This window comes from Streptomyces sp. f51, from assembly GCF_037940415.1.
Lineage (GTDB): Bacteria > Actinomycetota > Actinomycetes > Streptomycetales > Streptomycetaceae > Streptomyces.
The window spans coordinates 6,150,003-6,163,535 of record NZ_CP149798.1 but is presented as its reverse complement, the minus strand read 5'-3'; the positions used below and the strand labels follow the sequence as shown (position 1 = coordinate 6,163,535).

The following is a 13,533-nucleotide window of genomic DNA, read 5'->3' as shown; positions in this document are numbered from 1 at the left end:
GTCTCCGTGGTCACTTCGTGGCCTCCGCGCGCTTGCGGACCCAGTGGTTGAGCAGGGTCGCGAGGAGCAGCATCACGCCCAGGAAAAACTTGAACCAGTCCGGGTTCCACTCGGCGAAGACGATGCCCTTGCTGACCATGCCGAAGATCAGCGCGCCGACGGCCGCGCCGACCGCGGAGCCGTAGCCGCCGGTGATCAGGCAGCCGCCGATGACGGCCGCGATGATGTAGATCAGCTCGTTGCCGACGCCCTCGCCGGACTGCACGACGTCGAACGAGAACAGCAGGTGCTGGCCGGAGATCCAGGCGCCGAAGGCGACGCCCATGTAGAGGCCGATCTTGGTCCTGTCGACCGGCACGCCGACCGCGCGGGCCGCCTCCTCGCCGCCGCCGACGGCGTAGATCCAGTTGCCGACGCGGGTGCGCAGCAGGATCCAGGTGGCCACGGCGACCAGGGCCAGCCACCACAGAATGGTGATCTTGAAGTCGACGCCGCCGACGGTGATCGTCGAGGCGAAGACGTGCTTCGCGGAGGAGAAGCCCTCCATGTCGGAGATCGACTTGGTGGAGACGGTGCCGCTGATCAGCTTGGTGAAGCCGAGGTTCATGCCGGTCAGCATCAGGAAGGTGCCGAGCGTGATGATGAAGCTCGGCGGGTCGGTGCGGGTCAGCATGACGCCGTTGAAGACACCGATCGCGAGGGTGGCGAAGAGCGAGACGACCACACCGACCCAGACGTTCGCGGTCATCTGGTAGCTGAACATGGACGAGATCAGCGCGGAGCTGGTCACCATGACGCCGGCGGAGAGGTCGAACTCGCCGCCGATCATCAGCAGCGCGACCGGGACGGCCATGATGCCGATGGTCGAGGCCGCGTACAGGACCGTGCTGAGGCTCGCGGCGCGTACGAAACTGTCCGCGAAGAGCGCGAAGAACACGAACACCGCGAGCGCGCCGACCACCGAGCCGAGCTCCGGGCGGCTCAGCAGCCTGCGCAGGGGCGAGGTCCTCAGGAGCCGTTCGTCGGTACGGGGGCCGGGCGCCGGCGCGGGTGCCGTGGCGGTCATCGGGTCCCCCGGTCCGCGTACTGCTCCAGCTCGGAGGCCTGGTCCTTGGTGATGATCTGCGGTCCGGTCAGGACGGGCTTGCCGCCGCCGAGGACGTCGGCGTTGTACTTGTGGAGCCAGAGCAGGTCCACGGCCTCGTAGCCCTGGAGCCAGGGCTGCTGGTCGACGGCGAAGCCGAGGGTGCCGTCCTTCAGTTCGGCGGCGACCTTGGCGTTGAGGTCGAAGGTGTCGATCTCGGCCTTGCTGCCCGCGTCGTTCCTGGCCTTGACGGCGGTGTCCGCGAAGGGCGCGCCGAGCGTGACGACCGAGTCGATGGACCGGTCGGCCTGGAGCTTGGCTCCGATGGAGGACTGCACGCCGGGCATGTCGGTGCCGGTGACGTAGAGGTTCTCGACGGTCCCGTGGAAGGTCTTCCGCACGCCCGCGCAGCGCTGTTCGTGGCCGACGTTGCCCTGCTCGTGCAGGACGCACAGGGCCTTCTCGCGGCCCCGCCGGTTCAGCTCATCACCGACGGCCTCGCCGGCGATGGTCTCGTCCTGGCCGATGTGGGTGAGCGCGCCGAAGGCCTTGGACTCCTCGGAGCCGGAGTTCACCGTGATCACCGGGATGCCCGCCTTGCGGGCACGCGCGACCGCGGCCTTCATGGCGTCGGGCTTGGCCAGCGTGACGATGATGCCGTCGACCTTCTTGTCGACGGCCGCGTCCACGAGCTGGGCCTGCTGCTGGGCCTGGTCGTCGTGGGAGTAGAGGAAGTTGATGTTGTCCTTGACGGCGGCCTGCTCGGCGCCGTTCTGGACGATGTCCCAGAAGGTGTCGCCGTCGCCCGAGTGGGTGATCATCGCGAAGGTCCACCGGGGTGTGTTCACGGCGGCCCTCCCCTGGGCCGCCGCCGCTCTGCGGGCGTCCTCGGCTCGCTTCCCCCCGGTGCTGCTGCATCCCGCGAGGGACACTGTCAGTGCCCCCGCCAGCGCGATGCCCACCCAGGTCCGTGTCCGTGCCACGAGGCCGTGCCCTTCTTGCCGTGCTCTGGTGTACCGGGCGGTGAGGACCGGCCCGGGGGCCCTCCGGCGGGCCCTTGGGGGCCGGTTCGGTACCGGCCCAAACGGCCAAGTATCGATCATTGGGATCATCCGCCCAAATCACGGCCGACGGGCATGCGGTTCCACGGCCGCGATCACGGGGTGCCGCGGGACCGTACGGGGAGCCCGCCCCGTCAGGACCGTACGAGCAGCTGGAACTCGAAGGAGTAGCGCGAGGCGCGGTAGATGTGGGTGCCGAACTCGACCGCGCGGCCGGTGTCGTCGAAGGTGGTGCGCTGCATGGTGAGGACCGGGGCCCCGGCCGGTTCGCCGAGCCGCTCGCCCTCCTCGGCGCTGGCCGCGCGGGCGCCGACGGACTGGCGCGCGCTGTGCAGGGTGATGCCGGCGCCGCGCATCAGGCGGTACAGGCCGGTGGCCTCCATCCGCTCGTCGTCGAGCTCCAGCAGCTTCGGGGGGAGGAAGTTGCAGAGGTACGCCATCGGCTCGCCGTGCGCGAGACGCAGCCGTTCGACCCGGTGGACCTCACTGCCCTCGGCGACCCCGAGAGCGGCCGCCACCTCGGTGGACGCCGGTTCGACGGTGTTGACGACCACCTGGGTCGCGGGACGCTGGCCGGCCGTCTCCAGGTCGTCGTAGAGGCTGCTGAGCTCCAGGGGGCGTCTGACCTGGCTGTGGACGACCTGGGTGCCGACACCTCGGCGCCGAACGAGCAACCCCTTGTCCACGAGCGACTGGATGGCCTGGCGGACCGTGGGGCGGGACAGACCGAGCCGCGCGGCGAGCTCGATCTCGTTGCCGAGGAGGCTGCCCGGGGTCAGCACGCCGTTCTCGACGGCCGCCTCGAGCTGCTGCGCCAGCTGGAAGTACAGCGGGACCGGACTGGTGCGGTCGACGCTGAGCTGGAGCGACACGGTCGGATCCACAACTGGTTTGGCCACGGCTCGAGCGTAGCCCCGGGACATGTTGACGGGAAGTTGTGAAGTTCGATTGTCCGGACAAAGCATTGACAGCGCGACGGGTCGCCCTCCAGTTTGTTCCCATGCGCATCGGACTTATCGGAGCGGGCCGTATCGGTACATTTCATGCGGCCACTCTCAGCCGCCATCGCGAGGTCGGCGGCTCTCTCATCGTCACGGACGCGGATCCCGCACGGGCCCAGCGGCTGGCGGACCGGCTGGGCGCGACGGCGGCGCCGACCGTGAACGAGATCTTCACCTGGGGCGTGGACGCGGTGGTCATCACCGCCGCCACCTCGGCGCACGCCGAGCTGATCGGCCGGGCGGCGCGTTCCGGGCTCCCGGTGTTCTGCGAGAAGCCCATAGCTCTCGACCTGGCGGGAACACTGGCGGCGCTCGCCGAGGTCGACGCCGCCGGAACGGTTCTTCAGATGGGTTTCCAGCGCCGCTTCGACGTCGGATACACGGCCGCCCGCGAGGCGGTGCGTTCCGGCCGGCTCGGCCGGCTGCACACCGTACGCGCGATGACCTCGGACCAGTCCCCGCCCCCGGCCGGCTATCTCCCGCTCTCCGGCGGGCTCTACCGCGACTGTCTGATCCACGACTTCGACATGCTGCGCTGGGTCAGCGGCCGTGAGGTCGTCCACGTGTACGCGACCGGCTCCGACGCCGGGCCCGCGATGTTCCGCGAGGCGCACGACATCGACACCGGCGCGGCCGTCCTCACCTTCGACGACGGCATGCTCGCCACGGCGACGGCGACCCGGATGAACGGAGCGGGCTACGACGTCCGCATGGAGCTGTCCGGCGAGCTGGACCAGATCGCCGTCGGCCTGGACGACCGCACGCCGATCGCCTCGACCGAGACGGCCGGGCCGCCGCCCGCGGACAAGCCGTGGACCGGCTTCCTGGAACGCTTCGGCCCCGCGTACGAGGCGGAGCTCGCCGCGTTCGTCGAAGTGGTCCGCGGCGAGCGCGCCAACCCCTGCGACGGCCGCGAGGCACTGGAGGCCCTGCGCATCGCCGAGGCCTGCGAACTGTCCCGGCGCGAACGCCGCCCGGTCTCCCCGGCGGAGATCCCGGGCGGCAGGTTCTGAGAAGGACGCGTCACCGTCCGGCCCGGCACCGACGACCGCCGGGCCGGGCGGGCGAGGTGCGGCCGGACACCGGGCCGCTCACCAGCGCACCGGCAGATGGCGCACGCCCCGCATCAGCATGCCGGGCAGCCAGCCGCCGGGCGGTCCGTCGAGCGCCAGGTCCGGGCACCGCTCCAGCAGCGAGCGGAGGGCCACTTGGGCTTCGAGCCGGGCCAGCGGCGCGCCCAGGCAGTAGTGGATGCCGTGCCCGAAGGCGAGATGCCCGCGGGTCTCGCGCCGGAGGTCGAAGCGGTCCGGCGCCGGATAGCGCGCCTCGTCGCGGTCGGCGGCGCTGAGGCAGATCATCACCTCTTCCCCGGCCGCGATCGCCGTGCCGCCGATGTCGACGGGCTCCGCGGCATAGCGGAAGGTCGCGTTCTCGACCGGTCCGTCATGGCGCAGGGTCTCCTCGATGGTGCCGTCGAGCAGGGTCATGTCGGCGCGCAGCGCGGCGAATTGGTCGGGGTGGCCGATCAGGGAGCGGACGACGCCGGTGATGAGGTTGACCGTCGTCTCGTGTCCGGCGACGAGGAGCAGGAACGCCATGCCGCGCAGCTCCCGCGGCGAGAGCCGGTCCCCGTCCTCGGCGGTGGTGCGGATCAGTCCGCTGAGCAGGTCGTCGGTGGGACCGGCGCAGCGCTTGTCCTCGATCAGATCACCGAGATAGGCGGCGAGTTCGACGAAGGCCTTCTCGTGGCTCTCGGCGCTGGTGGGCGCCACGGTCTCCGTGGACAGGGCGCGGAAGGCGGCCCGGTCCGGCCCGGGCACCCCGAGCAGTTCGCAGATGACGGTCAGCGGCAGCGGATAGGCGAAGGACTCGACGAGGTCGGCACGCCCGAGCGGAAGCATCGCGTCGAGCAGTTCGTCGGTGATCTCCTGGACTCTCGGACGCAGGGCCGCGACCCGCCGGCCGGTGAACTCGCCCGCGATCAGCGTCCGGAGGCGGGTGTGCTGCGGCGGGTCGGACAGGAGCATGTGCTCGCCGATCAGCTCCTCGCCGAAGAAGGCGAACCCCGCCGTGTTGGCGTTCTTCGCCAGCCGCTGGTCGGCCAGCGCGGCCCGCGCCTCCTCGTACCCGACGACGAGCCAGGTCTCGTGGCCCTCGTCCGGTGCCGGCAACCGCACCCGGTGCACGGGACCGAGCGCGCGTAACTCGGCGTAGACGGGATGCGGGTCCTCGGCGAACCCTCCGTACTCCCTCAGATCGATCACGGCTCTCCTCTCGTCACCCCCTCAACGCGCGGGCCGCCCGCTCAGTGCCCGTCCCGCTCCAGCAGCCCCGCGTCGTACGCCAGCAGCGCGATCTGCACGCGGTTGTTGAGGCCGAGCTTGGCGAGGATCCGGGAGACGTGGGTCTTGACCGTGGCGACGCTCATGAACAGTCCGGCGGCGATCTCCGCGTTCGAGCTGCCCCGTCCGACCTCGACGGCGACCTCGCGTTCTCGCTCGTTGAGGACGGCCATCCGGGAACGGGCGCCCGAACGGCGGCTGTCGAGCGCTGAGCCGGCCGCGTGTTCCATCAACTGGCGTGTGACGGCAGGCGACAGCACCGGGTCGCCGGCCGCGACCCGGCGTACCGCCGCCAGGATCTCGGCGGGCGGGGTGTCCTTGAGGACGAATCCGGCCGCGCCCGCGCGCAGGGCCCGCAGCACCTGCTCGTCGGCGTGAAAGGTCGTCAGGACCACGACCTGTGGTGCCCTCTCCCGGCCGCGCAGGCGCTCGGTGGCGGTGAGTCCGTCGACGCCCGGCATCCTGATGTCCATCAGCACGACGTCGGGGCGGACGCGATCGACGAGGTCCTCCACCTCGGAGCCGTCGGCCGCCTCGCCGACGATCTCGACGTCTCCGGCGCCCCCGAGCATGAGGGCCAGCCCCGCCCGCACCAGGGGGTCATCGTCGACGATCACCAGCCGAATCACAGTCATCCCCCCACCCAACCAGCCCGCCAGACCTTCCTTCGCCCCCTCCGCCCCTACCCAACCCGAACCGGGGGCTCCGCCCCAGACCCCCCGCTCCTCAATCGCCGGAAGGGCTGAATGCGCTCCGGGCGGGCCACCCCCGGGGCTCCGCCCCGGACCCCGCTCCTCAAACGCCGGAGGGGCTGAAAATCTCACCCGCACCCGGGATCCGGCGCAAGGGGCCGTGCCGGTACATCGATGCCCGTCGCCACCGACGGTCACTCCTCACCCAACGGCGACGGGCTGATGCACCGGCACGGCCCCGACCCACCCACCGAACCTTCAGGCACCCCACGGCAACCAGGCCCTCACCCGGAACCCCCCACCCCCCAGCCCCCCGTGCTCAAGCCGCCCACCCGCCAACGTCGCCCGCTCCGTCAGCCCGATCAGCCCCTGCCCCGACCCCGGCACCCTGGGCACCGGACCCGGCGGCGCCGGATTGGCGACGGTCACCGTCAGACCGTCACCAGCGGCCCCCCGCACCGACACCGTCACCTCCGCACCCGGCGCATGCTTGCGCGCGTTCGTCAGCCCCTCCTGCACGATGCGGTACGCGGTACGGCCCACGGACGCGGGCACGGCGGCCGGATCGAGCACCCGGTTGTCGAGGACGATCTTCGCTCCGGCGGAGCGCGACTCGGCGACCAGCCCGTCGAGCGCCGCGAGCGTCGGCTGCGGCCGCCCCGCCTCCTCGGAGTCCCCCGCCCGCAGCACCCCGATGATCTCCCGCAGATCCTGCAAGGCCTCGTGCGCGCTCTCCCGGATCACCCCGGCGGCCCGCACGACCTCCTCCCGGGGAGCGTCGGGCCGGAACTCCAGCGCCCCCGCGTGCACGCTCAGCAGCGTCAGCCGGTGCGCGAGCACGTCGTGCATCTCGCGCGCGATCGCCTCCCGGGCGAGCCGCTGCGCCTGCTCGGCCCGCAGCGCCGCCTCGGTCTCGGCCCGCCGCGCCCGGTCCCGCAGACTCTGCACGAGCTGGCGTTTGGACCGTACGAACATGCCCCATCCGACCACCGCGGAGGTGAGCAGCGCAGTGACGGCGAGGGCGGCGAGGTAGGGCAGTTCGGGGTCGGGCCGCAGCCAGAAGAACGCCGGGAGCAGCGCGATCTGGACGCCCGCGACCCAGGCCACGTAGCGGAAGGGCCGGTGCACGGCGAGGGTGAACAGGGCGACGAGACCCGCGCCGCCCGCCGTGTTGGAGACCAGCCCGACCGGGATCATGGCCACGGCCAGTCCCAGCGGCCACCGCCGGCGCAGCCAGACCGCTCCACAGGCGAGCGCGCCGATGAGCTGGTCGGCGACGGCGTAGGCATGCGGAATACCGGGGTCGTTGGTCACGGTCTTCGCGGCGGCCAGTCCGATGAACACGGCCAGCAGGAAGCAGCCGAAGTCGACGAACCAGTCCCGCAGGGTGCGCCGGGGCCGTCCGGAGGACCCGGCGCGGTCGGCGTCGGGGTCGAGGTCCGCGGCCACGGCGGACGGCAGGAGCCAGCGCCGGGCGCGCAGGACCGGCGCTGGAACGTCATGCGGCTCGGGCGCCGGCTTGTCACCACTCACGGTCGGCAAATCTACGCAGCCGGACCCGCCACCGGCCCTTCCCGAGCCCGGTCGTCGACCAAAGTCGCCGCTGTTCAGACTTTCATCGGACCGGGGAGGGAGGTCTCGCGGCTCCAACCGACCGCGTGACGGACGTCATTGACAAGCCGAATCCGCAACGGATGTCATGAACACATGCCACCGCGACGCCTGGGGACCCACCGTGCCCACCGAGCCCCCGGCCCCGCGCTCGGCGCCCCACCCAACCCGTACCCGGGTGCCGCACGCGTGAGGACTACCGGTGCCGCCGCCTGGTCGCGGGGCGGGCGGCTGCCACGGAAGCACGGTCGTTGACCGGGCGCCGCGAACTGCTCGACACCGCCCGAACCGAGTTGGCCGCCCGTCCCGGGGTGCTCCTCCACGGTCCCCCGGGGATCGGCAAGTCCACGCTCGTGGCCTCCCTCATGGCGTCCTCGGTCACACGCGAGCGGCCGGCCACGGTGCTCTCCTGCTCGCCCGAGCGGGAGGACGCCCGGTTCCCCTTCCTCGGCCTCATCGACCTGTTCGCGCGCGTGCCGGACAGCTGCCTGGAGACCCTGGCGCCCGAGCCCCGGACGGCCCTGCGGGCGGCGCTGATGCGCGGCCGTGAGCCGGCCGACGACCGGAGCAGTCTCGCGGTGCGCGTGGGCGTCCTCGAAGTGCTGCGGACCCTGGCCGCCACCGGACCGGTCCTGCTGGTCGTCGACGGCCTCCAGTGGCTCGACGGGCCCAGCGCCGAGGTGCTCGCCTTCGTCGCACGCCGCATAGAAAACAGCGACGTACGGTGCGTGGCGACGGAGCGGGTGGCCGACGGCGAGCAGCCCGAACGGCTGCGTTGCTGCCCGCCGGGCACGGTCGCGCTTCCCGTGCCCCCGCTGACGGACGACGAGGTGGCCCACCTCGTGCGCGCCGGCTTCGGGCAGGCCCTGCCGCCGGCACTGCTGCGGGCCGTTCAGGAGGCGGCCGCCGGGAACCCGTGGTACGCGTCGGAGCTGGCGCGGGAGGCACTGCGCGAGGGAGCACCCGTCGGCTCCGGTTGGGCACTGCCCGTACCCCGGGGGCTGCGTGCCCTGCTGCTGGAGCAGGTGCGCACGCTGCCGGAGGCGGCGCGGCACACCCTCCTCGTCGCGAGCGCCGCCGCCCACCCCAGCCTCACGCTGCTGCGCACCGCCGGTCTCCAAGCCCCCGCACCCGCCACCGCACCCGCCACCGCCACCGCCACGGACCTCTCCGCGCACACAGCCCCGGACCCCACGGACCCGGCCGCGGACCTCGCGGACCTCGCGGACCCCGCGGACCCCGCCGCGACCCTCGCGTACACCGACCGGTCGGGTGTCACGGCGGTCGACGCCGACGGCACCGTACGCTTCCGGCATCCCGTGCTCCGGGCCGCCGTCTACGCGGACGCCCCGGAGCACCGCCGCCGGGAGGCGCACGCGCTGCTGGCCCGCGCGGTCACCGAACCCGTGGAACAGGCCCGCCATCTCGCCCTCGCCCACCCGCACGAGGACGAGACCGTCGCCCGGGCGCTGATGTCCGCGGCCGAGTACGCCCGCCGCGACGGCGCGCCCGACGCCGCCTTCGAACTGGCCGGGTTCGCCGCCCGGCGCACCCCGGGCGACCACCCGGCGGACCGCGGTGAACGGCTGCTGGCCGCGGCCGGGTACGCCTGCGACGCCGGCCGGCTGGAGGAGGCCGGCGAGGTGGCCCGGACCGTCCTCGCCACGTCGGGTTCACCGCGCCGGCGGGTGCGGGCCCGGCTGGTCCTGCTGCGCAACGCCGGGCAGGCGCTGGAAGGCGCGCAGGACCTGATCAAGGAGGGCCTCCGGGACGCCGAGGGCGATCCGGAGGCGCAGGCGTGGATGCACCACTGGGCCGCGCTGCGCGGTCTGTTGTGCGGGGAGCTGGAGGACGCGGCCCGGTTCGCCCGGCGCGCGGCCCGGCAGGCGGCCACGGCCGGAGACACGGACACCCGGATCGGGGCGCTCGCGACCCTCGCCCGGGTACGGTCCCTGGCCGGGGAGCCGGCCGCCGCAGGCGCCGCGCTGGAGGAGGCGCTCGCCCTGGTCGGCGGCGCCGACGCCGGCCCGGAGAGCTGGGGACTGATCCGGATGCGGGCGATCCTCGCCCTGGACTCCGACAAGGTGACCGAGGCCGGCCACCAGGTCACCGAACTCCTCGCGGACATAGGCGAGTTCGCGGGGGTCGAGGAGGTCATGGCGACGCTGGTGGCGCTGACCCGGATCCAGGTGCGCTCCGGGCACTGCCGTGAGGCCTTGCGCACGGCCGCCCGCTGCTCGCGCGCCCTGGCCGAGACGGGCGTACAGGCGGCTCCGACGCTGTACGCAGCGGCGCTCGCGGCCACCGCGGGCGGCACTGTCGAGGAGGCGCGGCGTCTGGCCGAACAGGCGGTACGGGCCTCGGAGTCGGACGGGGACCGGCTGTTCCTGCTGCGCGCGCTGGCGGTGCTCGGACAGGCCCGGCTGCTTCCCGGCGATCCGCACGGAGCGGCCGCCGCGGTCGAGGCCCTGCAACGCGTCAAGGAACTCGGCGAGGCCATGTCGGCGGCCGACCCGCCGCTGCTGCGCTGGTACGGCGATCTGGCCGAAGCCCTGGTCGTCCTCGGCGAGTCCGACGCGGCCGGAGCGGTGCTCGGCGAGGCGCGCACGCGCGTGTCCGGCGACGCGCCGGGGAGCGTCCTCGCGGCTCTCGAACGCGCGGAGGGACTGCGTGAGGCGGGGCTCGGGCGGGCGAAGGAGGGGGCGGTACGGCTGCGTGCCGCCGTGGACCTGCTGCGCCCGCTCCCGCTGCCCGTGGAACTGGTGCGCACCCTGATCGCGCTCGGCGCGGTCGAGCGTCGCGGGCGCCGCAGGAACGCGGCGCGGGAGGCCCTCGGGGAGGCGCTGGAGACCGCCACCCGCATCGGCGCGGCTCCGCTCGCGGCGCGGGCCAGGGACGAGCTGGCGCGGCTGGAAGCCGGGGACCGGAGAGGAGAGGCGGGCGCGGAGGGGCCCGAACTCACGCCCACGGAGGCCAGGATCGCAGGTCTGGTCGGCGGCGGGGCGACCAACAGGGAAGTCGCGGCGGAGCTGTTCATCAGCGTCAAGACGGTGGAAGGCGCCCTGTCGCGGGTCTACCGCAAGTTCGGCGTCCGCTCACGCACCGCGCTCGCGCACGCGATGGCGGCCGCCGTCATCGCGTCGGGGGCGGCGGTGGATTCCGGTGAGGACGATCAAGTGCGGCCACCGGAGCAGAATGTGACGATCAGTCAGCCTGTCGGTGCGCGGATTCCCCGCGTGTTCGACACACGCCGTTGACGTGACATCAGCAGTTAACACGTGAAGCAAGGGTTCCCCCGCTTACGCGGACGGGGCTGATGTTCCTACGTTGAAGCAGTTCCACTTCGGGACACCACCCCCACTCTCCGGAGGACCTCAGTGAAGTCACGCCTGAAACTGGTCGGCCTGGTCGCCGCGCCGGCTCTGCTCGCCGCCGCCGTCCCCGCCGCCCACGCCGTGGCCGCCCCCGAGCCGCACCAGGCCCGCGCCGCCGTCACCGGAGATGTCCTGAAGGGCCTGAGCGGCCACGCGACCCGCACCGGCAAGGTCGCCGCCGGAAAGCGGATATCGGTGGCGATCAGCCTGACTCCCAGAAGCGCGAAGGCACTTGACACCTTCGTCGCCAAGGTCAGCGACCCCCGGTCGAGTTCCTACGGCCACTATCTGACCAAGCGTCAGTTCGCCGCCCGTTTCGGCCGGACCGACGCCGAGGTCAAGCGGCTCAAGGACTACCTGCGCTCACAGGGGCTCACCGTCACCGCCGTCCACTCGGGGAACCTGCTGGTCGACGCGAGCGGCACCGCCGCCCAACTGGAGAAGGCCTTCGGTACGAAGCTGTCGACCTGGAAGGACGCGGCCTCGGGGCGCTCGTTCTACGCCAACGACGCGGCTCCGACCCTGCCGGCGGCCGTCGCCTCCCTCGTCAGCGACGTGGCCGGACTCAACAACCGCGCACAGCTGCACCACCAGGCTCCCTCCACCGTGACCCCCCACAACGGCCCCGGCGGCGGCTACACCCCGGCCCAGCTCAAGGGCGGCTACAACGTCTCCGGTACGTACACCGGCAGCGGCCAGAAGATCGCGCTGATCGAGTTCGACGGGTTCCAGCAGTCCAACATCACCAAGTACGACACCAATTACAGCCTGGGCTCCCCCACCCCGGTGGTGCAGAAGGTGGACGGCGGCTCGGGCGCGCTCGGCGACGGCCAGGTCGAGGTCGAGCTGGACATCGAGGTCCTGCACGCGATCGCGCCCAAGGCGAACGTCACCGTCTTCGAGGGCCCCAACTCCGACGCCGGTGAGGTCGACACCTACCAGGCCATCGTCGACAGCGGGATCCCGACCACCTCGATCAGCTGGGGCGCCGCCGAGAGCGCGCGCACGACGTCCAACATCAACGCCGTCGACGCCGTCTTCAAGGCGGGCGCCGCCCAGGGCCTCGGCTTCTACGCGGCCTCCGGCGACGACGGCTCCGACGACGCGGGCAACGGCACCACCGCCGTCGACTACCCGGCCAGCGACCCGTACGTCACCGGCGTCGGCGGCACCAAGCTGACCGTCACCTCGTCCAACACCTGGAGCAAGGAGGTGGCCTGGTCCGGTGGCGGCGGCGGCAAGTCCTCCGTCTTCAAGATCCCGAACTGGCAGACGGCGGTGCAGAAGAGCGCCGGCGGCGGCTTCCGCCAGGTGCCGGACGTCTCGGCCCACGCCAACCCGAGCCCCGGTGTCTCGGTCTACTCGCAGGGTTCCTGGACCTCGGTCGGCGGCACCAGCGCCGCCGCGCCCGAGTGGGCCGCGTTCGCCGCGCTGTACAACCAGCAGGCCGCGGCGGCCGGCAAGGCCAACCTCGGCTTCGCCAACCCCGCCCTCTACACGGCGAGCGGCACCGGCTTCCACGACGTCACCAGCGGCAGCAACGGCGCCTACTCCGCCGCCGCCGGCTGGGACTTCACCAGCGGATGGGGCTCGTACAACGCCACGACCCTGGCGGGCAAGCTGCTCGGCTGACGGTTCCGGAGGCTGCCCCTCGGCGGCCGAGGACCGGCGGGCGCGGCGCGGGCCGGGATAACTCCCCGTCCGCGCCGCGTCGCCGCGGGCACCAGGCTCGTACCGCTAGTAACTGCCGTAGGTGGGACGGCCTTCGCGCTCGTACGTGTTGACCGCGATCCCCGAACCGGTGATCGTGCCGCCGGTACGCCGGAACGCGGTGGGCAGGGCGCCCTCGGCGAAGAGGCGGCGGCCCGCGCCGAGCACGACCGGGAAGGTCATCAGGTGCAGGGTGTCGATCAGGCCGAGCGCGAGCAGGGACTGGGCGAGGAGGGCGCTGCCGTGGATCTGGAGCTCGCCCTCGGTGCGTTCCTTGAGGGCGGTGACCTCCTTGCCGAGGTCGCCGGTGATCACGGTGGTGCCCTCCCAGGCGGGGTCCGTGAGGGTCGAGGAGACGACGTACTTGGGCAGGGCGTTCAGCTTGGAGGCGATCGGGTCGGCCGGGTCGGTCATCTTCGGCCAGTAGCCCGCGAAGATCTCGTACGTGTGCCGGCCCAGCAGGAACGCGTCGACGCGGGAGAAGTTGTCGACGACGAAGTTCCCGAAGTCCTCGTCACCGAAGGGAACGCTCCAGCCGCCCTGGTCGAAGCCGCCGCCGGTGTCCTCCTCGGGACCGCCCGGCGCCTGGTGGACTCCGTCGATGCTGACGAACGCGGTGAGGGTGAGCTTGCCCATGGCGATGCCTGCTTCCTTGCGG

General features: G+C 72.5%; 10 protein-coding genes. 3 read left to right on the top strand and 7 right to left on the bottom strand.

Annotation, left to right across the window (positions count from 1 at the left end):
• Positions 1–10: 10 nt before the first annotated feature.
• From WJM95_RS26720 to WJM95_RS26710, 3 genes are all read right to left on the bottom strand, one after another.
• The gene (locus WJM95_RS26720) at positions 11–1,066 is read right to left on the bottom strand and encodes an ABC transporter permease (RefSeq protein WP_339132347.1); all 1,056 of its coding nucleotides are present in this window, start codon (positions 1,064–1,066) and stop codon (positions 11–13) included.
• Positions 1,063–2,067, bottom strand: a complete 1,005-nt coding sequence (locus WJM95_RS26715; RefSeq protein WP_339132346.1) for a substrate-binding domain-containing protein — start codon at positions 2,065–2,067, stop codon at positions 1,063–1,065. Before WJM95_RS26715 ends, WJM95_RS26720 begins: the two co-directional genes overlap by 4 nt.
• 212 nt (positions 2,068–2,279) lie before the next feature.
• The gene (locus tag WJM95_RS26710) at positions 2,280–3,017 is read right to left on the bottom strand and encodes a GntR family transcriptional regulator (RefSeq protein ID WP_339135862.1); all 738 of its coding nucleotides are present in this window, start codon (positions 3,015–3,017) and stop codon (positions 2,280–2,282) included.
• A gap of 128 nt (positions 3,018–3,145) precedes the next feature.
• Between WJM95_RS26710 and WJM95_RS26705 the strand changes: the two genes are divergently transcribed.
• Positions 3,146–4,159 carry a Gfo/Idh/MocA family oxidoreductase gene (locus WJM95_RS26705; protein ID WP_339132345.1) on the top strand — a complete coding sequence of 338 codons (1,014 nt, stop codon included), beginning with the start codon at positions 3,146–3,148 and terminating at the stop codon, positions 4,157–4,159.
• A gap of 78 nt (positions 4,160–4,237) precedes the next feature.
• On the opposite strand, the gene WJM95_RS26700 is transcribed toward WJM95_RS26705, so the two are convergent.
• The 3 genes from WJM95_RS26700 to WJM95_RS26690 all read right to left on the bottom strand — a co-directional run bounded on the left by WJM95_RS26700 (position 4,238) and on the right by WJM95_RS26690 (position 7,713).
• On the bottom strand, positions 4,238–5,410 hold the full coding sequence (locus WJM95_RS26700) for a cytochrome P450 (RefSeq protein ID WP_339132344.1): 1,173 nt from the start codon (positions 5,408–5,410) through the stop codon (positions 4,238–4,240).
• 41 nt (positions 5,411–5,451) lie between these two features.
• On the bottom strand, positions 5,452–6,123 hold the full coding sequence (locus tag WJM95_RS26695) for a response regulator transcription factor (protein ID WP_339132343.1): 672 nt from the start codon (positions 6,121–6,123) through the stop codon (positions 5,452–5,454).
• Between the two features lie 315 nt (positions 6,124–6,438).
• Positions 6,439–7,713, bottom strand: a complete 1,275-nt coding sequence (locus tag WJM95_RS26690; RefSeq protein WP_339132342.1) for a histidine kinase — start codon at positions 7,711–7,713, stop codon at positions 6,439–6,441.
• Between the two features lie 329 nt (positions 7,714–8,042).
• Between WJM95_RS26690 and WJM95_RS26685 the strand changes: the two genes are divergently transcribed.
• Together WJM95_RS26685 and WJM95_RS26680 are read left to right on the top strand one after the other, a co-directional pair.
• On the top strand, positions 8,043–11,048 hold the full coding sequence (locus tag WJM95_RS26685) for an AAA family ATPase (protein ID WP_339132341.1): 3,006 nt from the start codon (positions 8,043–8,045) through the stop codon (positions 11,046–11,048).
• 120 nt (positions 11,049–11,168) lie between these two features.
• Positions 11,169–12,797 carry a S53 family peptidase gene (locus WJM95_RS26680; protein WP_339132340.1) on the top strand — a complete coding sequence of 543 codons (1,629 nt, stop codon included), beginning with the start codon at positions 11,169–11,171 and terminating at the stop codon, positions 12,795–12,797.
• 105 nt (positions 12,798–12,902) lie between these two features.
• Here the strand turns inward: WJM95_RS26680 and WJM95_RS26675 are convergent, their stop codons facing one another.
• Positions 12,903–13,511, bottom strand: a complete 609-nt coding sequence (locus tag WJM95_RS26675) for a dihydrofolate reductase family protein (RefSeq protein WP_339132339.1) — start codon at positions 13,509–13,511, stop codon at positions 12,903–12,905.
• Positions 13,512–13,533 lie beyond the last annotated feature (22 nt).